18 protein-coding genes and 2 pseudogenes are annotated in these 22633 nt (G+C 36.4%); 16 read left to right on the top strand and 4 right to left on the bottom strand.

Annotation, left to right across the window (positions count from 1 at the left end):
* The first annotated feature begins 1 nt into the window (after position 1).
* The 14 genes from QTL86_RS14225 to QTL86_RS14160 all read left to right on the top strand — a co-directional run bounded on the left by QTL86_RS14225 (position 2) and on the right by QTL86_RS14160 (position 14144).
* Positions 2–1024, top strand: coding sequence for a FecCD family ABC transporter permease (locus QTL86_RS14225; protein WP_013655695.1), 1023 nt, complete (start codon positions 2–4; stop codon positions 1022–1024).
* Complete coding sequence (locus tag QTL86_RS14220) at positions 1024–1791, top strand: ABC transporter ATP-binding protein (protein WP_127065687.1); 768 nt, start codon at positions 1024–1026, stop codon at positions 1789–1791. The genes QTL86_RS14225 and QTL86_RS14220 overlap by 1 nt, the downstream gene beginning before the upstream one ends.
* Before the next feature lie 775 nt (positions 1792–2566).
* Entirely contained in the window at positions 2567–3595 is a 1029-nt protein-coding gene (gene aroF / locus QTL86_RS14215; protein ID WP_127065688.1) for a 3-deoxy-7-phosphoheptulonate synthase, read from the top strand.
* Positions 3596–4540 carry a prephenate dehydratase gene (pheA, locus tag QTL86_RS14210; RefSeq protein ID WP_127065689.1) on the top strand — a complete coding sequence of 315 codons (945 nt, stop codon included), beginning with the start codon at positions 3596–3598 and terminating at the stop codon, positions 4538–4540.
* 97 nt (positions 4541–4637) lie between these two features.
* Positions 4638–6398, top strand: a complete 1761-nt coding sequence (locus QTL86_RS14205) for an oleate hydratase (RefSeq protein ID WP_190283510.1) — start codon at positions 4638–4640, stop codon at positions 6396–6398.
* A 191-nt stretch (positions 6399–6589) separates the two neighbouring features.
* A complete protein-coding gene (locus QTL86_RS14200; RefSeq protein WP_410495214.1) occupies positions 6590–7252 on the top strand; it encodes a hypothetical protein in 663 nt (220 codons plus the stop codon).
* Between the two features lie 18 nt (positions 7253–7270).
* On the top strand, positions 7271–7624 hold the full coding sequence (locus QTL86_RS14195; RefSeq protein WP_207669761.1) for a hypothetical protein: 354 nt from the start codon (positions 7271–7273) through the stop codon (positions 7622–7624).
* 15 nt (positions 7625–7639) lie between these two features.
* Entirely contained in the window at positions 7640–7882 is a 243-nt protein-coding gene (locus tag QTL86_RS14190; protein ID WP_013655702.1) for a hypothetical protein, read from the top strand.
* 19 nt (positions 7883–7901) lie between these two features.
* On the top strand, positions 7902–11534 hold the full coding sequence (locus QTL86_RS14185; protein WP_410495213.1) for a multicopper oxidase domain-containing protein: 3633 nt from the start codon (positions 7902–7904) through the stop codon (positions 11532–11534).
* A gap of 260 nt (positions 11535–11794) precedes the next feature.
* Positions 11795–12553 (top strand): pentapeptide repeat-containing protein, encoded by a 759-nt coding sequence (locus tag QTL86_RS14180; protein ID WP_127065692.1) that lies wholly within the window; start codon positions 11795–11797, stop codon positions 12551–12553.
* A gap of 339 nt (positions 12554–12892) precedes the next feature.
* Positions 12893–13222 (top strand): hypothetical protein, encoded by a 330-nt coding sequence (locus tag QTL86_RS14175; RefSeq protein ID WP_127065693.1) that lies wholly within the window; start codon positions 12893–12895, stop codon positions 13220–13222.
* A gap of 35 nt (positions 13223–13257) precedes the next feature.
* The gene (locus QTL86_RS14170; RefSeq protein ID WP_127065694.1) at positions 13258–13521 is read left to right on the top strand and encodes a hypothetical protein; all 264 of its coding nucleotides are present in this window, start codon (positions 13258–13260) and stop codon (positions 13519–13521) included.
* 72 nt (positions 13522–13593) lie between these two features.
* Entirely contained in the window at positions 13594–13767 is a 174-nt protein-coding gene (locus tag QTL86_RS14165) for a hypothetical protein (RefSeq protein WP_190283511.1), read from the top strand.
* Positions 13767–14144 (top strand): type II toxin-antitoxin system death-on-curing family toxin, encoded by a 378-nt coding sequence (locus QTL86_RS14160; protein ID WP_190283512.1) that lies wholly within the window; start codon positions 13767–13769, stop codon positions 14142–14144. The genes QTL86_RS14165 and QTL86_RS14160 overlap by 1 nt, the downstream gene beginning before the upstream one ends.
* 278 nt (positions 14145–14422) lie before the next feature.
* Here the strand turns inward: QTL86_RS14160 and QTL86_RS14155 are convergent, their stop codons facing one another.
* A complete protein-coding gene (locus tag QTL86_RS14155; RefSeq protein WP_127065696.1) occupies positions 14423–15202 on the bottom strand; it encodes a helix-turn-helix transcriptional regulator in 780 nt (259 codons plus the stop codon).
* 150 nt (positions 15203–15352) lie between these two features.
* Here QTL86_RS14155 and QTL86_RS14150 point away from each other — a divergent pair, with 150 nt between their 5' ends.
* On the top strand, positions 15353–18052 hold the full coding sequence (locus tag QTL86_RS14150) for a glycoside hydrolase family 9 protein (RefSeq protein WP_410495211.1): 2700 nt from the start codon (positions 15353–15355) through the stop codon (positions 18050–18052).
* Between the two features lie 243 nt (positions 18053–18295).
* Here the strand turns inward: QTL86_RS14150 and QTL86_RS14145 are convergent.
* A pseudogene (locus QTL86_RS14145) lies at positions 18296–18724 on the bottom strand (IS3 family transposase); the annotation flags it as partial.
* Positions 18725–18750: 26 nt separating this feature from the next.
* On the opposite strand from QTL86_RS14145, the pseudogene tnpA reads away from it, so the two are divergent.
* Positions 18751–18891: pseudogene (gene tnpA / locus QTL86_RS14140) on the top strand (IS66 family insertion sequence element accessory protein TnpA); the annotation flags it as partial.
* A gap of 165 nt (positions 18892–19056) precedes the next feature.
* On the opposite strand, the gene QTL86_RS14135 reads toward tnpA, so the two are convergent.
* Positions 19057–19548 carry a PepSY domain-containing protein gene (locus QTL86_RS14135; RefSeq protein WP_190283513.1) on the bottom strand — a complete coding sequence of 164 codons (492 nt, stop codon included), beginning with the start codon at positions 19546–19548 and terminating at the stop codon, positions 19057–19059.
* Positions 19549–19802: 254 nt separating this feature from the next.
* On the bottom strand, positions 19803–22595 hold the full coding sequence (locus QTL86_RS14130; RefSeq protein WP_410495210.1) for a glycoside hydrolase family 3 protein: 2793 nt from the start codon (positions 22593–22595) through the stop codon (positions 19803–19805).
* Positions 22596–22633: the final 38 nt, after the last annotated feature.

Below are 22633 nucleotides of genomic sequence, written 5' to 3'. Positions count from 1 at the left end.
GATGAAACATAAAAAGGCGTTAATAGGAAATATAAGCTATTTATATTTCCTATTAACTTTATGTCTGATTTTATTTGCGTGTATCTCCGTGATTATAGGTGTTGCTGATATTACTGTAGGTGACATCATCAATATTATTGGCGCTAAGTTAAAGCTAGTTCCTCTTAGTGAATCTATTTCCAAGGGACAAGAAACCATTGTGTGGAATCTAAGAATCCCAAGAATTTTAATGGCACTACTTACAGGCATTAATCTAGCCATAACTGGCGCTGTTTACCAATCCCTTTTTAGAAATGATATGGCAGACCCTTATATGTTAGGCGTTTCTTCAGGGGCTTCTTTAGGTGCGGCTATGGGTTTTATATTAGGAGGGTTTTTACCTGTTTGGGCTTTTGTAGGTGCTATGCTTGCTAATGGTTTAGTCATTAGCTTATCAGGCATTAAAGGAAAAGTATCACCTATTAGGCTGCTGCTCTCAGGTCTTGCTATTAACTATTTCTTTTCTGCCCTCTTATCTTATATACGAATTCAAAGCGAAGATAAGCAGTTAGCCGTATTTGTATGGGGGATGGGTTCTCTAAATGCAGCTTCTTATAAGCGAGTTGGTATTCTACTAGCTATTACTGTGCCTATTCTATGCTTATTTTTTGTTTATCGTAAAGAGCTCAATTTACTTTTAATGGGAGAAGAAGCGGCTAAAGCAATGGGGGTAGACGTAAGCAAAGTGAGGAAAAGGCTTTTAGTAGCCAGCAGTATTTTAATTGCCACTAATGTGGCTTTTACAGGGACTATTGGTTTTGTGGGACTTATTATTCCCCATATGGTGAGGTTGTTATTTGGCTCTAATTATAAGCGTACCTTACCATTGTGTGGCTTTTTCGGGATGTACTTCGTCCTCTTTTGTGATGACTTAGCAAGGGCAGTGTCTAGTAAAGGGGAAGTGCCATTAGGTATTGTGACTGCTTTATTCGGAGCACCTTATTTTATGTATTTGATTTATAAAGAGCGCAGGAGGGAAAGCTAGTGATTTGTATTCGAAACTTAAGCTATGAAAAAAGTCATAAGACAATCTTAAACAGTATTTCCTTCCAGTTTGAAGAAGGCAAAACCTATGGGATTATTGGACCTAATGGCGCAGGAAAAAGTACCCTCCTTAAGCATATGATGAACCTCATCGTGCCACCTAAAAATACGATTTTTTATGGGGATAAAGATATAAGAAGCTTTCATGTCAAGGATTATGCTAAAAAGGTGAGCTTTGTTTTTCAAGAAAATACAAGGCAAGTGGACTTTAGCGTCTATGAAATGCTATTAATGGGAAAATACACAGAAATGGATCTATGGGGAAACCTTTCTAAGGAAGTTGAGGAGGAAGTTGTAGAGCTTTTAAAGGAACTACAGATTTTGCACCTTAAAGACCAGCCTATTAATACCTTAAGTGGAGGCGAAGCACAAAAGGTGTTTATTGGTAGGGCATTACTTCAAAATACCCCACTTTTATTATTAGATGAGCCCACCTCTATGTTAGATATGCATAATAGCATTGAGCTGATGCATTGCATCGAAAGGCTCAAAGCAAAGCGTCATTTAACGATTGTCATGGTGCTCCATGACCTTAATCTAGCTCTCCAAAGCTGCCAGGAGTTACTACTTATGGAAGAGGGAAAGATTATTATGTCAGGTACACCACAAGAAATGGTGCAAGGCATAGAATTACAGCGTGTCTATCATCAAAAATTGCATCTCATAGAAGAAGCAGGGCAAAGCTATATTGTACCGCGTTTATTTTAAGCTAAAGGAGCTAATAATATTAGAGGCATTTAAGCAGAGAAGATAGGACATGAGTACGTTTATAAAATGATTTATTTGTGCAAAACATACAAAAATAGTCAGATTATTTGTCAGGTAAGGGCCCTTGATGAAAGGCCTTTCAAAGACCAAATGACAAAGGAAACCTATTAATAGCGAAGTAAGGCTGGCTGTCAAAATTAAAAAAACAACATTGACAAACAAAAATTATCCACTTATAATAAACCTAATTTAAAACTACTAGTAAATACTGAAAATTTGAAAATAAAATTTTGAGGGAAAGGAGATCTATTGATGAGTACTTTAACTAAAAAACTTGCAGCACAATTTAACTTTTACTTTTTTAGCTGGGGCTATTTTTATTTTAGCGCTGGTTATTTTTGCTGCAAACAAAATAAGTTAAAGTCTTCTAGCATATTAGTCTAAGTCAATATATCTTATTTCCGAACTCATAAAAGATATAAAGGCCTTATGTTCCTAGGAGCATAAGGCCTTTATTTTTTACCATAGAAAACTCATTTATTGAAATAAGATGACTTACAACGAAGAAAGGGCCCAGTATTCTAGTAAGTCAAGGATGATTTCAATAATTTGATATAAATAGAGTAGTTTAATTTTAAAGTGAAAGAGTTGCTGTAAGAAATAGGTTCAAAATGTAGATTAAATCATGTAAGCAGAAGTAATAGCCAAAAAATAACAACCGTTAAAAATAAACTTTAAGAAATAGTAAATACTAAAATATGGGAGGTCATTTAATATGATTATTGTAATGAAAAACAACACACCAGAAGAGGAAATTAATAGATTAATGAAAGAATTGACATCTAGTTATGACATAAAAATTCAAAAGATTACAGGAAGCCAATGTACAGTTTTAGGACTCATTGGAGACACATCATCTATTGAAGTCGATGATATTTCAAGAGATAGCCGAGTAGATAAAGCTATGCGTGTGAAACAACCTTATAAGAAAGCCAATAGAGCTTTTCATCCAGATGATAGTATATTTGAAATTGGGGGCAGAAAAATCGGAGGAAAGGACATTGCTATTATTGCAGGACCTTGCTCTGTAGAAAGTGAAGAACAAATTGTGGGGATTGCAGAAGCAGTAAAAGCATCCGGTGCCACTTTCCTTAGAGGAGGGGCTTACAAACCTCGTACTTCTCCATATGCTTTCCAAGGACTTGAAGCAGAAGGCTTAGAGCTTCTTAAAATTGCTAGAGCTAAAACTGGCCTTCCAATTGTTACAGAAATTATGGACCCAGCAACACTTGACCAATTCGTAGAAGATGTAGATATTATCCAAGTAGGCGCAAGAAATATGCAAAACTTCTCACTCCTTAAACAGCTTGGTCAAACTAAAAAACCTATTTTACTTAAAAGAGGTCTTTCAGCTACAATTGAAGAGTGGATTATGTCAGCAGAATACATTATGGCAGGCGGTAATGAGCAAGTTATCTTCTGTGAAAGAGGTATCAGAACCTTTGAAAATTATACACGTAACACTTTAGATTTATCAGCTATTCCAGCTATTAGAAAGCTTAGTCACTTACCTATTATCATTGACCCAAGCCATGCCACAGGTCTTCGTTATATGGTAGAACCAATGTGCGCAGCAGCTATTGCAGCAGGAGCAGATGGCCTAATCATTGAAGTTCATAACAATCCAGAAAAAGCACTTTGTGATGGGCCACAATCTGTAACACCAGAAGGCTTCAGCCACATTATCAGTAAAGTTGCTAAATACGCAGCAGTAGAAGATCGTCATATCAGCGGGGTGAAATAAATGGGAGAAGCAGACTATAAAGGCATTACGGACAGATTAAAATTATCTATTGAAAACTTATATCAGCATAGTGATTATATTTTAAACCAAATAGAAGAGGGTATTAACGAAACTGTTAAACCCTCTCCTAGAGTAGGCTACCAAGGGGTACCAGGTGCTTACGGGGAAGAAGCTACCTATACCTACTTTAAAGGTCAGTGGTCAGAGCTTATCGCCCATGACTCATTTGAAGATGTCTTTGAAGCACTTTTAGAAGGCAGTATTGACTATGGGGTAGTGCCTATAGAGAATTCTAGTGCAGGTGAGGTTTTTGATACATATGATTTAATCAAGGAACATCAGCTTTACATTGTTGGGGAGCAGACCATTAAGATTGAACATAACTTATTAGGGCTAAAGGGAGCAAAGATAGAGGATATTAAAGAGGTTTATTCTCATCCTCAAGGTCTTTCACAAACTAAAGCTTTCTTAAAAGAACATCCCAAAATGAAACAAATACCTTATATCAATACGGCTACAGCGTGTCAACATGTAGCAGAGCTTAAAGATGCTAGTAAAGCTGCTATTGCTAGTAAACGTGCTGCAAGCCTTTATGGTCTGGATATTCTAAAATCGAATATCCATTTTAATAAAAATAATTTTACTCGCTTTATTATATTAGCTAGAAAAATGCATATTACAGATGAGTGTGATAAAATCAGTATTGTTTTTAACACAGCTCATACGAGTGGATCACTTTATAATATTCTAGGTCATTTCGCGTACAATGGATTAAATCTCCTAAAGATTCAATCTAGACCACTACTTGAAAAGAAATGGGAGTATTATTTCTTTGCAGACTTAGAAGGTAATCTACAAGATGTTAATGTGCTTATAGCGCTGAGTAAGATTAAAGACGAGTGTCCTTATTTTAAAATATTAGGGAATTATAAGCAAAGCGAGTAAGAAAGTAAATAATATTGAATAATAATAGCCTCTTTGGTCTAAGTTATAAAGGAAGTCATTTTGACAATATTTAACGAGAACCGAAGGGGTTGTTTTTATGAAAAGAAGAAGAAAAAAAGCATCACCCACGCCTATAGTAGCAGCTAGCGTTGTTATAGGTGCAGCAGCAGGAGCTATTGCTATGTTAAGTGGCAAGAAGTTAAAAGAGCAAAAAGAGGAAAAGTCACAAAGAGAAAGCTGGGAGGCAGCCACCAGAGCAGCTCATGGTCTAAGGCATCAGAAGGGACATGTGTACTTTGTTGGTGGAGGCTTAGGGTCTCTAGCTGGAGCAGCATACTTGATTAGAGATTGCCAATTTAAAGGCGAAAACATCCATATTATTGAAGGTTTAAAAGTATTAGGTGGTAGCAATGACGGTGCAGGTGAAGCCGTATATGGCTTTGTATGTCGTGGAGGTCGTATGCTTAATGAAGAAACCTATGAGAATTTTTGGGAGTTATTTTCTAGTATTCCTTCCTTAGATATGCCAGGTATGAGTGTGACAGAAGAAATCTTAAATTTTGACCATTTACATCCTACTCATGCTCAAGCACGTTTAGTAGACAAGAGGGGCGTTATTCAAGATGTAAAAAGCATGGGGTTTAATAAGGCCGACAGGCTAGCTCTTGCAAAACTTATGGCTACGCCAGAAAGTAAACTTGATGATATGACTATTGAACAATGGTTTGCAGATACCCCACATTTCTTTACTACTAACTTTTGGTATATGTGGCAAACTACCTTTGCTTTTCAAAAGTGGTCTAGCTTGTTTGAATTTAAACGTTATATGGATCGTATGATTTTCGAATTCTCTAGAATTGAAACTTTAGAAGGGGTTACACGTACACCTTATAATCAATATGAGTCTGTTATCCTACCGCTAAAAGCCTATTTAGATGCTTTCAATGTAGACTTTAGCATTAATGCTACTGTGACAGATATAGAGTTTAAACAAGGGCCCGGTATTACAGTTTCAGCGCTTCATATAGAAGATAAGGAAGGCGAAAAGATTATTAATTTAAAGGAAGAAGATGTTTGTATAATGACCAATGGGTGTATGACAGATTGTGCAACCTTGGGAGATTTTAATACGCCAGCACCTTATGAACCCAAGCATCCCATTTCAGGAGAATTGTGGAAGAAAGTTGCTAGAAAGAGGCCTAATCTAGGAAATCCAACACCTTTTTTTGGACATCCTAGTGAAACTAATTGGGAAAGCTTTACGGTTACCTGCCGTGGTAATAAGCTTCTTAAAATGATAGAAAAATTCTCAGGGAATATCCCAGGTAGTGGAGCACTCATGACCTTTAAGGATTCTAGCTGGCTTATGAGTATTGTTGTTGCTGCCCAGCCTCATTTTAAGAAGCAGCCTATGGATGTCACCATCTTTTGGGGCTATGGCCTTTATACAGACCGCATTGGTGATTATGTGAAAAAGCCTATGAGAGATTGCAGCGGTGAAGAGATTTTAACTGAGCTCCTTCATCATCTTCATATGGAAGAAGAGTTGGAAGAGGTAATGGAGACAGTCATCAATGTCATTCCATGTATGATGCCTTATATTGTTGCACAGTTCCAACCACGTAAAATGAAGGATAGACCAAAGGTAGTACCAGAAGGCTCTACTAATTTTGCCATGATTAGCCAGTTTGTTGAGATCCCGGAAGACATGGTATTTACTGAAGAGTATTCAGTAAGAGCCGCTAGAATAGCTGTTTATACCTTGTTTGGTGTGAAGGATAAGAAAGTCTGCCCTGTTACACCTTATAATAAAGATCCTAAAGTTTTAGCTAAGGCTATAAAAACAGCTTATCGTTAAAAATATAATATTTTATTTAAAGGAACTATTGCAGCTGCAGCATAGTTCCTTTGTCTTATTATGTAGAAATTTATTAAATAAATAGAACCAAATAGCATATCGAACATACTATGATAGCAGAAACAAGCGTGACGAGTTAGTAGAGATAGTAATGAGAAAGAAAACTTTAAAGTGAGAAAGGGGGAGCTTATATGTCTAAAAAGAAAAGATGTAAAAAAGAAGATACAGACTGTAAAGAAATGTGCCATACGTGTGAAATGGAGCGATGTGGAACAGGGGATACAGGCTGTAAAGGGCCCGCTATGTGCCATATGTCTAGTAGCATGTGCAATGGTGTATTTGCACCAGTATGTGCACCTGAGGTATGTAATGTGCCTAGGATACCTCATCATGAGGTATTAGTGGATGGGCAGGGTATTTTATTAGACACCCAGAGTCAGAAGGAAATTTGCTTTACTATTTTTGTGGAACGTGAAATGCAAGTTTATAAGGGAGAGCTTGAATTGCAAGATATAGGTAAGGAGATTAAAGTGAGAGCAGATGTTCTTAAATTCTTTGAAAGTAACGGTAAAACGCATATGCTCGCTATATTCCATGAGGAAGCTAGTACTAGGGATATTGTCATTACAGTATATCAAGAAGAACAAAGTGAACAAGAAAAAGAAAAAGAAAAAGAAAAAGAACAAGGGCATCAAGTAGAGCAAGGAAATCAAAGACATCCAGGACATGAGGAACGATCAACTCAGATTTTCATCTATAGTACATCTGTGCAGGCAGGAGCTACTAACTTAGGTGGAGCGCTAATAGCTGGAGACATTAAATTATATATAGATCATAATGTGCATGAGCATTAGAAAATGGGGGGATAGAATATGGGAAAGAGTAGTTGTAATCATAAGGATAAATGTAGAGAGAAATGCCATTCAAGTGATCAAGAAAGCTTATTTGCAAGGCGTGACCTAGCGCAAGATTTAGAGGCCTTTATGGGAGAATCACTGCTAGTTGTCTTAGATGATAATCAACTCAATATACTTAATCAAGTATTTAGACCTATCTTTTGCGGCGATGTGGTAGAAGTAACGGATGAGTATGTGGTACTTGAAAATGTAAATATTAAGATGAGTAATGCACCTGAATTTATTTTTCCAACACCGCTCATCATTCCACTGATTAACATTGTATGGTTTACACCATTTGATCCTTCAATTAGATTTTCACTTTTTTAGTAGGGAGGGAAAGTAATGAATCTAACATTAGTAGAGAGAATAAGTCTTAGCGTAGGAAATAGAGTACTTGTTATGACAGGCGCTTTTCCATTTTTTGTAGTAGGTAGACTCATAAAAGTAGAACCTGACACCATACATGTCATAAGTGAATTTGGCGTACCGGGTCCATTAAAGAATCAAGAGTTTGCTATCCAATTAGAACACATTGCAACATTTTATGCTGAAGAAAGTGAGGGAGAAATTCCTGTTGTGTGGTAAATAGGAAGGGGAGATAATAATGGTTAGACATTTTTGTGTATCAGCCATTCAAGTTCCTATTGTCTACAATAAATACGGAGATGTGGATCCGAATGGCCTCATGTACGTGCTAGATAAAAACAAAAAAAAGATTAAAAAAAGGATAAAAAAATGTCCAGGAACATATGTGGATCTCGTACAGCCTTTAGTCATACGTGCACACCAGGGCGATGTTGTTGAAATTACCTTTAAGAACGAACTTTGCTTTTCTGCTTCTATGAATGTCAAAGGCCTACCTTATGAGGTACAGAATTCAGATGGTGCGTTTGTAGGAGACAATGAAAGTTCATTAGCAGCGCCAGGAAAAACCATTTATTATAGATGGTATGCCCAGGCGCAAGGAGCGTTTCATTTTAGTGATTTAGGAAATGCACTAAGTTCAGAAATAGGGAGTAATATACATGGCTTATTTGGTGCCATAGTTGTAGAAGCACCAGGTAGTACATGGACAGATCCTCAGAGCGGATGTCCACTAGAAAGTGGTGTGTTTGCAGATATTCACCATCCTTTCAGGCCAGATTTTAGAGAATTTGTAACGATTTTTCATGATGAAGCAGCTGTTAAAAACAGGTTTGGTGAAACACCTATAGATCCTATGACCGGTTTTCCAGAAATGACGCATTCTATTAACTACCGTGCAGAACCTATGCGTAATAAAATGCAGCTCATTATGGAAAAAGTAGTATGTCCTTACTGTGAAGGGGAAGAAGTACACCATGATTCATGGGTATTCGGAGATCCACCCCCTACTATACTTCCTAGATGCTATAAAGCAGACCCTGTAAGATGGTATGCCATTCATGGTGGCGTAAAGGAAACCCATATTTTCCATTTACATTTGCAACAGTGGTTATCTGAACCAGAAGTACAAGAATCTTTCTTAAATGATTCACGTGCCTTTGGACCAGGAGAGACCATTGCCTTTGATATTTTATATGGAGCAGGTAGTTTGCAAAAGGCCTATGGAGATGTTGTTTATCACTGCCATTTATATCCTCACTTTGCTGAGGGCATGTGGGGCATTCAACGTATCCATGATGTACTTGAAGAGGGAAATCGTTGTTATCCTGATGGCACACCCGTTACAAGGCTCATGCCACTTCCAGATAGACCCTGTCCACCCAAACCTACAGAAAAGCACCCAGGTTTTCCATTCTTTATTCCAGGCAAAGTAGGATGTAGAAGTCCAGTACCACCTAAAGGCTATGATCGAGATTTTCCAATAACAGAGTTAGAGAAAGATGCATTAGTAGGTAACGCTGAACTAGGTGCGTTATTTGTAAATCCTTGTCCAGAAGATGCCCCTGTACGTCGCTATGATATAGTAGGAATTCAGCAAAATCTTGTTTATAACGAAGCCGATTGGCATGACCCAGAAGGAAGATTTTATGTACTCAAAAAAGATGAAGAAGCTATTAGAAATGGAACTAAAAAACCTGAACCGCTCTTCATTAGGGCTAAGGCAGGAGAATGTATAGAGATTCATTTTACGAATAAGTTTCCAGAGAAACTAGGACCTAATGCATTTCAAATTCAAATTAATACCTTATTTGCTTCTACTCACGTACACTTTGTAAAATTCGATGTACTTTCATCTGATGGCGCTAATACAGGTTGGAATTACTTTACAGGAACTGCTCATGAACAAACAGTTGTTTATAGATGGTATGCCGATGTAGAGCTAAAAGTATGTTTCTTCCATGATCACCTTTTTGCAAATTCTGTACAGCTACATGGCTTATTTGGTGGACTGATAGTAGAGTCAGAAGGATCTAAATTCTTAGATACTCACACAGGAAAACGTATGACAGCAGGTACGCAGGCTATCATACAGAATCCATTTATTCCAGATTTCAGGGAATTCTGTTTAGCAGTTCATGACTGGGCACCAGTTTATGATGGAAAAGGTAAGGCACTAAATCCACCAGATGAGCCTGGCATCATGGATGATATGGGGGTAATAGCTTTTAATTATACCAATGCACCATTTGATATAAGAGGTGGTGAACCAGCCCACGTATTTAGTTCTTATGTGCATGGAGATCCTTGGACACCACTATTTGAAGGTTATGCAGGGGATCCTGTAAGAGTAAGGCTCATTGATGGAGCTCATGAAGAATCTCATGCTATTAACTTTAACAGGTATGAATGGCATAGAGATAGAACAGATGTAGACTCAACTATTGTAGCAGAGCAGCATATAGGGATTTCAGAAACCTTTACCTTTGAATTTTCATTAGAGAGCTTAAGTGGCAGAGAAGACTTTGATGTTTTGTATTATTCTAGTGGTATGGATGATCTTTGGTTAGGAACATGGGGAATCACTAGGGTAAGGGGAACCTCGATACCTACTTTATATCCGCTAAAAGATAGACCACTACTTCATAGACGAAAAGAGCCTATGCCATATCAGACATGCTGCCCACCACCTAAAGCGACTTCACCGGGTAATCCATTCCCCTGTGGAACTAAAGTAAATCACTTCAATGTAGCTGCGGTGCAAAAGCCTATCATCTATAATCAATTTTGTGATAATGACCCATATGGCATGATATTTGTATTACTAGAAGATGTAGAGAAGGTATTATGTGGAGAGAAGAATCCAGAGCCGCTTATACTCACTATTAATGCAGGAGAAGGCATAGAATTAACTTTAGTGAATCTTATGCCGAAGGAGCTAGATGTACCACAGTTCCCAGAGGTACCTGTACAGAAATGTTGGCCATATAGTTCAAGAGTCTCTATGAATACCCAAGGTGCAGAATATGATGTGCTTGGTTCTGATGGTGCAACAATAGGATTTAATCCAGATCAGACTATAGGAGTAGGAGAATCTATTACCTATAGATGGTATTATCCAGAAACAGCCACACAAGCTATAGTTGTAGACTTTGGTGATTCAATGAATCATAGAAAACATGGTTTATTTGGAGCACTTAGCTTTGCAGAGGTGGGTTCTAAGTCTTACGATCCATTTACTGGATGTGAAAAGGATAAGGGAGATCAACTGGTTATTAGGAATCCATTTCTACCTGATTATAGGCAATTTGTACTGCTGGCTCATAATGGTATTTATCTAGAAGATAAGAAAGGTGACTTACTCCCTAAATTCTTCTTTAATCCAGAGATTGCAGTAGATGATGAAGATCTTGATACAGAAGATCAAGGTATGAAGGGATATAACCTAAGAAGTGAGCCCTTCTATAATAGACTGTTACAAGATCCTGTAATAGGTAATGTATTTACTTCAGATGAGCCGGATTTATCGGATATTTCAACCCCTGTATTTTATGCAAATCCAGGTGATCCTATTACCATTAAATTACTCATGCCAGCTGAAAAACCAAGAGCAACCACATTTTATGTGCATGGTCATGCGGAGCATTCAGAGAGTACCAATATGAATTCACCTATTATAGGAGTAGATGGAGCTATTACAATCGGTGATAACTATAGGAAAGACCTAATAGGAGGAGCTACAGCTGGAGTATATCAAACAGGAGGCTATATGTATCAATCTGCTAACATTACTTGGGATATAGAATCTGGTATGTGGGGGATTATGCATGTGGTTGAAGAAGGCGAAGAGGGATTAATGCCATTAGAGCAATGAGGGTTGTTAAAGAGACTGGATGAGTAATAGAGTAAGCTATACGATGCTTAAATAGATCTTGAGATAGGAATAATAGAGAGTGGCTATAACCTAAAAAGTGTTATAGCCACTTTGCCTTGTGAGATATTTAAGGATTACGTAGTATTCCCTTTGCCAATAGACCTCAATTAACAAAGCTAAGTATGAGATTGATTAGATATGTTATAATAGAAAACAGATAGGTAAAGTTTAAGGCTTTTTATCATATTGGAGGGAAAATAATGACTAACGAAAACAAGACTAATAAGCAAAATGTTAATAAATCAAATAACAGAGGTAATCAAGGTGGTAACTTTAAAAATAAGCAAACAGGTGGGAAGAAACCACCAATGAAGAAAAAAGCTGAGCCTGGCATTAACTACAAAAATGCTGAGAAAACAAATAAGAATTTTATGTATCAGGATTTAAGAAGAAGCCATTGTTATGATTGCGACTTCTCAGGTTCTAATTTTGATTTTACTAGCTTTAGAGGAGCCCACTTTAAATCTTGTAATTTCTATGGCGCTTCTTTTAAAGCAGCAGAGTTTGTAGGGAGTAATTTAAAGAAAAGCCGTTTTAAAAGAGCGAGATTTGAGGATGTGGTATTTGAAGGAGCTAATTTAGATGGTGTAGACTTCTCTGATGCGGTCTTTAAAAATGTTATTTTTGTAGGGACAGATGTGACTAAAGCCAAGAACTTAAATACCATTAGCGTTAATATTAAGATTTATGAAGAAGCACCAACTATAGAAATAAGTGAACCTTTAAAAGAAGCAGTAGCACTAGCTATGGAGAATAAATATGTAAAAGCTTCTAGAGTATTAGATACCAAAGAGGGTGAAATCAATACCATTAGTATGATGAGACTTTTAGAACAATTTGAAGAAACAACTTTAATTAAAGGTTTGACACTAATGAAAGGCAAAATCGACAATGATTTTTGCACTTTAAGTTATCTCATAAAATTCCTTGCAAAGCATGAAGCAGAAGGGTTGATTTAGAGATAAAAGGCATAGAATAGGATTTTCTAAACCGTGTGTCATAAGAATTCATTCTATCAGGTACAATTATATGAGACTCGTAAGTTTTTGACTATCAATAGCTTACGAGTTTTTCTGTTTGTAAGAAAATAATAAGCATTTTTAAGTAATACCAGGTAGTTTCAATTAGTCGTCGTCGTTACGACATCGCAAAGGATGATTAGAATGTCCATCTATGAGTTGACAAGTATATAATAAATAGTAAGAAATATTGACTTTAGAAGTATATTTTATAAATTAATATTACTAGTAAAATTAATCATGTTAGAATAAAAGAAAGAGATGGATAGGTGGGATTAAATGTTCTTTGAATTACAACCACTCAGAATTCAAGCTGGATGGAAAATTACTTATAATAACTTTACAGAATATGATATCTCAATACACGGTGAAGAATATTCCTATGAATTGAATGAAGACTTGTTACAGCTTATAAGTGATAAAGCTAACATAATTATTGACTTAGGATGGTATGTAAATGGAGAAAATGGCGGGAATTATATCATACAAGTGGTAAAGGAGTATGATTGGGAGAATCCAGTGGAGAAAGTGGTGACTTGGTCAAAGGTTGAAATAATAGCTTGTATAGAGAAGTGGACCTGCTATGAATTCTATACTAAATTTGTGTAGAAGGCTAAGAATAGGGAAATGAAAGGAATGAAAATATGGATAAGAGATTGAAAGATTTTTTTGAGTCTGAAATGTATGATGAGATGTATGAAGAAATAAAAAAATTCTTACTATCTTGCCATATAAGGGAAGGAAAATTTGAGGGGAATGAAATTTTGTTAAACAAGTTAAATAGAGATACGGTTATTGTCTATCAGCAATATGAGTTAAAAGATGGGAGCTATGATTATTCAAGAGATGCTATTGTATGTCATATTCCAGTGCTTATCAAGCAACTTGAGGAGTGGAAAAGCTTATAAATGAATAGTTAACAAGAATGTTGTTCATATTGTATAATAAAGATAAATAATAAAATAAGAGGAGGAAGAGGCATGACACTTGCTCAAAAGTTAGTAAATGAATTTGAAGCACTAACAGACAATCAGAAAATGGAAGTAATAGATTTTGTAGAGTTTTTAAAACAAAAAAATGAGAAAATGATAGGAAATCTTATGGATGAAGTTATATTTGAAAATGAAGAAGCACTAAAGGAGCTTGCTAAATAGTGAAGGATATAGGATTTGAACAATTAGTAGTGTTCCATAAAAAGATAGTAGCAAGAACAGGTGGAAGTAGTGGAGTTAGAGATGCAGGACTTCTAAAAAGTGCTTTAGGTAGAGGGAATATGACATTCGGGGGAGAAGAACTATATACACCAGATGAAAGCAAGATAGCAGTCATAACATATAGCCTTATCTGTAATCATGGATTTGTAGATGGAAATAAGCGTATCGGTGTAGCTGTAATGAACTTACTTTGCAAGATGAATGGCATTATTTTAGCTTATACACAACAAGAACTTATAGAATTAGGGTTAGCTGTGGCTAGTGGAGATAAAAATGAAGAAGAAATATTTGAGTGGATTATAAGTCACAAGAAATAGAGGGGATAAAAGTGCCATGTATTGCAGAGTTTGGGATTATAGATCATTTAGAAGAATATGATAAACATGAGTATATTCAGCAGTTTTCCTAAACCGTGCATTACAAGTTCTTATCGTATGAGATAGAGTAAATAAAATCCTACAATACTTGGTTTCAAAGTATTGTAGGATTTTTTAGTATTCATTAATTGATCAATACAGATTCAATAGCAAGTGTTTTAGAAAGATTATTGGCTAGTGCCATTTAAGACAACCCGTTTTGATTTGTAATAAGTATACTAAGTATGGAGCTTGCGATATTCACTAGGCGTATAAGTTGTAACCGATTTAAACTGCCTCATAAAGTGGACATCATTTTCATAACCACAATTTTCAGCAATAGATTTAATCGGTATATCAATGAGGGTGAGATAGTGCTTGGCATATTCGATACGTGCGTTAATAATATCCTTTAAGCAGGAAATATTAAACTGTTTTTTATACAGCTTTTGAAAATAGTAGGGGCTTAGATTAATCTCGTGAGCAAGGCCTTCCACTGTCCATTTTTCATAAGGACGACTATAGATTTTGCTTCTAAGAAGGACGAGCTGATTAATATGTAAAGATGTTAGAGGCTCATAGTAAGTCTGATAAGCTTCTGAAATCTTAATGAAAAACAATGAGAGATAGTGATCTAGGCTCTGATTATAAAAATAGGGCTTTGTATAATACTCGCAGGTCATATGCTTGATTAGTAAAGAAAAGAAAGGTGAATGATGGAGTGAAATAGGAGTCTCAAAAGGAATTTGCAAAGACTCAAAGAAATCAGTTTCATCATCCTCTAGGGTAAAGTGAAACCAATCATTAGAAAAAGGCTCCATATAAGCTTTGTAATACTGAGGCGTACCTTGTTGATATAAGAAAAAGGTATTTGGTGATAGAACGACAGGTTGGTTATTTAAAAGAAAGAGACCATGACTTCTAAGAAGCAGAGCTAAGTAGTCTCCAGAACCATGAGGACGTTGAATCTCAAAATCCATATCATGAGTATGATTGTGCCCAATGTACGTAATTTTCATCATAAAACCTCCTTAAACAACATGATTTATCAGTTAAATACCATGATACATCATTTTAAAAATTATTTTTAATTGTTAGAATAAGATGAACTATATGTATACATATAATGCAAGTGGAAGTAATGAACTCAATGAAAAGGAGAGGATATGATGAGAAAGGCGTTCACCTTATTTTTATCAGCATGTATGTTTTTTTGTACTGTAAGTAGTAGTACCTCTATGCTATGGGCACAGACCACACAGTCTAGCACCTCGAATTTAATCAAAGATGGTAACTTTGAAAGTGGTATAGGGATTTGGGGATATTTCACTACTCTAGGAGGCAAGGGAACTCTAGGAGTAAATCAAGGACAGCTTGAAGCAAACATTCAAGATTGTGGAACAGAGTCCTATAGTATGCAGGTTAATTACGATGACTTTAAATTATATAAAAATGGAAAGTATGTTTTAAAATTTGATATTAGTTCAAGCGTTAATCGACAAGTAGATTATAGGATTCAGCTTAATAGCGGGGATTATCGTGGGTATGTAGATGATAGAATAAGCACTACTCCTGTCATGCAGACCATTACCAAAACATTCACCATGCTAGATGAAACAGACAAAATGCCTAGGCTTGCTTTTAACCTTGGAAATGTAGATGGAGCTGTTGCTAGCCATCAGGTTAGAATCGACAATGTAGAGCTTTACCTTGTAGATGACAGCAATGTAGTTTATGACGAAGAAGACAAACCAGTTGAAGAGAAAAAGGTGGTTTTAAACCAAATAGGTTATAAACCAGAAGAAACCAAAACGGTTGTCTTTAGAGGGGCTATTGAGGACACTAAGTTTAGTGTGGTGTCAGTAGATACCGGTACTACTGTTTATGAAGGCAATATATCAAACAGTCGCTATGATGCTGCAACACAAGAAAACACATGCTCAGGAGATTTTTCATCAGTAAAAACACCTGGTACTTATAAGATTGTAACAACTCATGCTGGAGAATCTTATAGCTTTAAAATCAGTGAGGATGTTTATCAAAATGTCTTTAAAGATGCTTTCAAGATGTTTTATATGCAACGATGTGGACAAGAACTTACGAGTACCCTTGCAGGAAAATGGTCACATCCTACTTGCCATACAACCCAAGCTAAGATTTATGGTACTAATGAAACCATTGATGTTTCAGGTGGTTGGCATGATGCCGGAGATTATGGACGTTATGTAGTGGCAACCTCCAAAGCTGTAGCTGATTTACTACTTGCTTATGGGGATAACGAAGCAGCGTTTACTGATCAAATGGGGATTTCAGAAAGTGGAAATGGTGTTTCAGATTTACTCGATGAAGTGAAAAACCAGTTAGACTGGATGTTTAAAATGCAAAATCAAACCAATGGAGGTGTTTATCATAAGGTAACTTGTGCCAGTTTCCCAGGATATGTGATGCCACAAGAAGAAACGGGGCAGCTAATCGTATGTCCTATATCTACAACAGCTACAGCTGATTTTGCAGCTGTTATGGCTATGGGTTATGAGACTTATAAAGACATTGATTTAGCTTATGCTAATAAATGCCTTGCAGCAGCTAAGAAAGCATGGAGTTATTTAGAACAAGCACCAAGCAGTAACTTTAAAAACCCATCTGATATTGAAACAGGTGAATATGGTGACACAAGTGACAGAGATGAGAGATACTGGGCAGCTGCACAGCTCTTTAAAGCAACAGGAGAAGCTAAATATCATGAGGCATTTAAAAATTACGTCAATCAAAAAGTAGAAATAGGCTTTGATTGGGGTGGTGTTGGTAACTACGGTAACACCGCTTACTTAAAAGCAGCTTCTACAGATACAGCAACATATAATAAAGTAAAAGCGAGTATAGTCAGCCAAGCTAACGATATTGTAACAGCAGCTAAAAATGACAGTTATGGCGTTTCAAATGGCGTGAATTATTATTGGGGAAGTAATATGTCTACTTTAAATAATGCGCTTACTTTGATTACAGCTTACAGCGTAGAAGCAAATGCAGACTATCTTAAATGGGCTAAAGAGCACCTTAACTACTGTTTAGGTAAAAATGCTATAGGTTTATGCTATGTAACAGGTTATGGAGCAACTTCTCCTAAGAACCCACACCATAGACCTTCTATTGTACAAAAAGCAGCTATTCCAGGAATGCTTGTGGGTGGACCTAATGCCAGTTTAGAAGATACCTATGCAAAAGCTTATTTAAAAGGGATGGCACCAGCTAAATGCTACTTAGACCATATCGAAAGTTACTCTACCAATGAGGTGGACATCTATTGGAATTCACCACTTGTAGCAACGCTTACTAGACTGGATTTAGTAGGAAAGGTTGATCAAGGTCAAAACCCTGGAGAAGGTGAAAACCCAGGTGGTGGTGAAAATCCAGGAGGTGGCGAAAACCCAGGTGGAGGTAGCAATCCTGGAGAGGAAACACCAAATACAATAGTAGATCTAAAAGTTGTAACAACAGCAGGAAGTTCTATTAATCAAACATATACGTTAACACCTAAAACGACTCAAGCTGTAGATTTATCTAAGCTTAGCATTAAATACTATTATACAAAAAATGATACTAAGACCATGAATTTTTGGTGTGATAATGCAGCAGCGCAATTAACCGTATCACCTTGGTATGTTGCTTTTAATGGTGTAACGGGAACCTTTGGTAGTGACACCAATGGTAATTACTTAGAAGTTAAACTCAATCAAAACTATGTGCTACAACCTAATACAGGAAGTATTCAATTACAGGTTCGCTATGCCAATAATGATTGGAGTGAGATTACTAACTTTGCTGAAAAGAAAATTGTTCTCGTATATGATGGGCAAGTGTATCATTGATAAGAGTAGCTACTTCTTTCGTGGAAGATTAGAAAATTTGCGTTTACCTAAACTGAGTATACTAAATAGAGATAAAAATAGGTGGGAGATATAAGGACTCTTAAGTTATTTAAGAGAAGAAGATGTATATCATATTACGACGTCATATAGTCGTTAAAGGGCGATTGATATTTTAATTAATTGATGAAAAAAGGCTATATCCATTGCTAATGAACTGAACCCCAAATATTGGACGGTTTATATTTAGGCAATTCTATGGGACTGAATTCGGTATTGCACTGGACTCAGTCCTTTTAGTTTGCACTTAATTCTTCTATTATTGTAATACTCTATGTAATTTTCTATTTCATTAATCACATGTTCTACTGAATTGAATTCATGATTATAGAACATCTCTGTTTTTAGTAATCCAAAGAAATTCTCCATTACTGAATTATCCAAGCAGTTCCCTTTTCTAGACATGCTTTGAATAATCCCCTTTTCTTTGAGACGGGATTGATACTGTTTCATTTGATACTGCCAATCTTGATCTGAATGGAGAATAAGATCTGTACCATTAGAGATTTTTACAAAAGCCTTGTCCAACATATCCAGAGTTTGACTAAATGTTGAGTGAAGAGAAATGTTATAGCTAATGATTTTACCATTAAACATGTCTAAAATATATGACAATGATATCAAAGTAAGAGCAATGGCGTAAGCGTATTGATGAGCGTACAAGTAGCGAACTTAGTATTCAAGAGTGGTGTAAGGCAAATGCCGTTTCACCTGATCAGTATCACTATTGGAAGAGAAAGTTTGTAAGCGTAAAATATCCCTGTGACTACTTAGCTACTTAGGTCCAGGGATATTTTACGCTTACGAAAGAAGAAAAGACATAGTGGCTTGATATGCTTCCTTTTAAGTAGATTTTAGGTATTTACCTTGGCTACTTAAGGAGAAGCATATTACATAAGCCTTACTAGGTCTTTATGCTATTTAAAAGTTTAAAGAAGGGGTTTCTGTTAATCGCGCAATTCTTTTTTTATAGAAATGCCACTGCCTGTTCGTGCATCTAGTTTTAAGTCATATTCATAGCGTTTAAGAGATAATTCAATTTCATAAATCCCTCTGCCACCTTCATAATCTAGTTCAATGTTGTCAACTGTTGCACCAGGGACTTTTTTTAGTGCAATATTCTTAGCTTGTTCCATGGAGATAAACTTGGTGCTTTGGGAAGAGGCGTAATCATCTCTTAATTCTTTGGTAATAGAGATACCACTACCTGTTTGGGCATTTAGCTTTAACTCATATTCGTATTGATTAAGGATAATATCAATATCGTAAATGGCTTTATTTCTTTCATAATCCAAATCAATACTTGTGACTGTGCCTCCAGGTACTTTCTTAAGTGCAATAGCTCTAGCGTCATTGATAGAAATATGAGATGCGGCAATAGCGGAAGTAGCACTTAATGTAGTTAGTAAAATGCTCATAACTAAAAATTTTTTTCTCATTATAAGGTCTCCTTTTGTAGTCATACAAAGTAATAAATTCTTGATAATAAGAGTAGTATGAGCAGCTAATAAAAATCAATACGTTTTACTTTAAAAAGGTTTATGGGTTGAAGTTAGTTGCTTATAGTCATATTAACAAAATAAAGTAGAGAAAGAGAGCAAAACATATGATTGGATGAATAGAGGCTATATCCATTGGTAGGAAAAAGATATAGCCTTTATTGATTGAGAGAGATAAGAAGTAGTCAAATAAATTAGCTATTTCGGGAAACTAATTGGAATGTGACTGAACCGATTTGAAGACCTGGTTTAATGAAGTTTGCGGTAAGTTGATAATTGCCACATTCAAGTTCTACTGTAACAAGTTTTTGAGTAATCCATTTACCAGATGTACCATTGGTTTGGATGGTAGCAATTAATTCGTTATTTAAGTACACATTAGAAGCGGTTTGCGCTAAGGAACTTTCAGGTGACATCATATGAACAATAAGATCATAGGCACCAGCAGTAGAAACTTGAATACAGGGAGGACTAACTGGGTCAAAAGCTACTTCAGGGTTTTCGGCTAAACTATGTGGTTCTATTGAAGTAGGTTCAGAGGAAGCTTTAATAAAACGAAGTTTTGGTTTATTAGCAGTCATTCTAGAAAATGCAGTCGTTTCCATTAAAAAATTACATATATTCATGGCACAACGCTGTAATTCACCAATTTGTAATGTGCCACTATTTAAAGCTTCAATCGTATGATCACCGTAGATATTGTTTTCGGCACCGTAATTACCTACTACCATATATAAGTCATTTTGTGAGCGTACCATAAAATGAGTATTTTGAATTGTTGCTTCTCCGCCCTCTACCACATCATTCATTTTTGCCCACCAGTCTGTCATAACAATACCTTTAAATCCCCATTCTTCACGAAGGATAGTAGTATTCAAATCATAATTAGAGGCTGTCCAGTGTCCATTTAGTGGGTTATAAGCTGTCATAATGGCTTTTGCACCACCCTCTTTAACGGCAAGCTCAAAACCTTTTAAATAAATTTCTCTTAGGGCACGTTCTGAAACGATTGCATCTACCACTGAACGTTCTTTTTCTTGATTATTACAAGCAAAGTGCTTAAGGGTAGCATAACCACCACCAAGTTCAAGACCTTGTGTTATAGCAGTAGCAAAAACACCACTAATCAGAGGATCTTCAGAAAAATATTCAAAGTTACGGCCATTTAAAGGATAACGCTTGATATTAAGTCCCGGTCCAAGTAAGAGGTCAATCTGGTTGCGTAACAATTCTTTACCTTCTAGTTCATAAAGGGACTTAACAAGTTTGGTATCCCAGGTTGCTGCAAGAAGTGTGCCAATAGGAACTTGGGTGGCATGATGGCCACTTTCCATACGAATACCAGAAGGGCCATCAGCTGTGCAAGCGGCAGGGATACCATAAGCTACTAAGCTATCGGATACACCACCAAAGGCAGAAGCTGTACCAGGGGTTACAAGAGGGCTACTCATCCCTTCCCCTCTAACAAGTGTAGCTAGCTCGTATTCTGTAAGCTGAGCGATAAAGGTCGCCATGGGAATTTTCTTTTCATAAACATCTTTTAAGGTATAGCCCTTATTCCCTGTTATAGGTAATGATTCAGGGAGATTCTCTTGAATACGATCTGAGAGAGAAATGCTTTGTGTAGGGACATTTTCATAAGTAAGTTCATAAGTACCATCAGCATTTCTTGCACCAGGTTTTATTCTTGTAAAAGCTTCTGTTGGTGCTAAAGCCTCTGTAAGCTGAGAAGTGACTTCAAGTGAAGCTTGGTGATAACTAGCTTTGCCATCGATATGAAGCTTTGTGACATTTTTTACACTGTTTCCAATATAGAATATATATTCACCTGGTTCAAGTACATAAGCAGATTTATAACCAGTGATGCCACTATCATCATAGGAAGCCATTTGGTTAATAGGAAAGCTTATATGAAGTATTTGAGAGGTACCTGGTGCCAGTAAATCTGTTTTTTCAAAGGCAATCAAAGCTTTAGCAGGTTTGCCTAATTTTCCTTGAGGTGCACTATAGTAGACCTGGACAACTTCTTTGCCAGCAAAATGAGTACCTATATTTTTAACGAGCACTTCAAGTTGGATATGCTTTTCATTGTTCTTTGTAATAACAGAAGCTTCGCTAGGCTTAATCTCAAATTGTGTATAAGATAGACCATATCCAAATTCATATTGGACTTTCTCAGGACAAAATGTTTCAAAGTAGCGATAGCCCACATAGATATCTTCTTGATAGGAATTTTTGATAGGATCACCATAGTTTGAAGCAGAAGGGTAGTCCTCGAGGGAATAAGCTATTGTATCTGTAAGCTTACCACTAGGTGTTACTGTGCCAACTAGTAAATCGACCACTGCACTGGCACCCTCCATACCACCTTGCCAAATGTAGAGAACGCCTTGGATAGGATGAAGGTGACTAGGGTCATTTATCCAGTTCATATCGATGATATTGGCTACATTTAGAATAACAACAACTTGCTCAAAATGTTTTGTTACAAGTTGAAGCATGTTTTTCTCTTCGTCTGTCAGCTGATAACTACCTGGTTCATTGGTATTATCCTTATCTTCACCAGCAGTACGTCCAATAACAACGATTGCTTTGTTTGATTTGCCTCTTGCCTCTTTTACAATGTGATCTGAGAGGGGCATTTCTTTTTGGTGATAAGGTTCACAGGCCCAACGTCCACCGCCATTATCAAAAGGATTTTGGGAGACCCAAGTTTCATAAATAGTAGCTAAATCTTCATTTATTGTAATCGCTTCATGGGTTCTACAAGCGCCTAAAAGATTAGTGCTATAAAGCACATTGACGCTACCACCGGATCCGGTGCCACTTCTATAATAGTTGATTTGAGTTCTTCCAAAGATGGATACCCTGTCAGTTGGTTTTATAGGAAGAATTTGTTCTTGATTTTTTATTAATACAGCACCGTTAGCGGCAACTATTTTGGAAAATTCAGCAAATCCTTCTAAAGGAATACCTATTTTATGCATATTTATCTTACCTCCCAAAATTTGATGATAAAATAAGT

Source organism: Cellulosilyticum sp. ST5 (assembly GCF_046529625.1).
Taxonomy (GTDB): domain Bacteria; phylum Bacillota; class Clostridia; order Lachnospirales; family Cellulosilyticaceae; genus Cellulosilyticum; species Cellulosilyticum lentocellum.
Note: the sequence above shows the minus strand (reverse complement) of the source record. Positions and strands in the feature narration are given on the sequence as shown.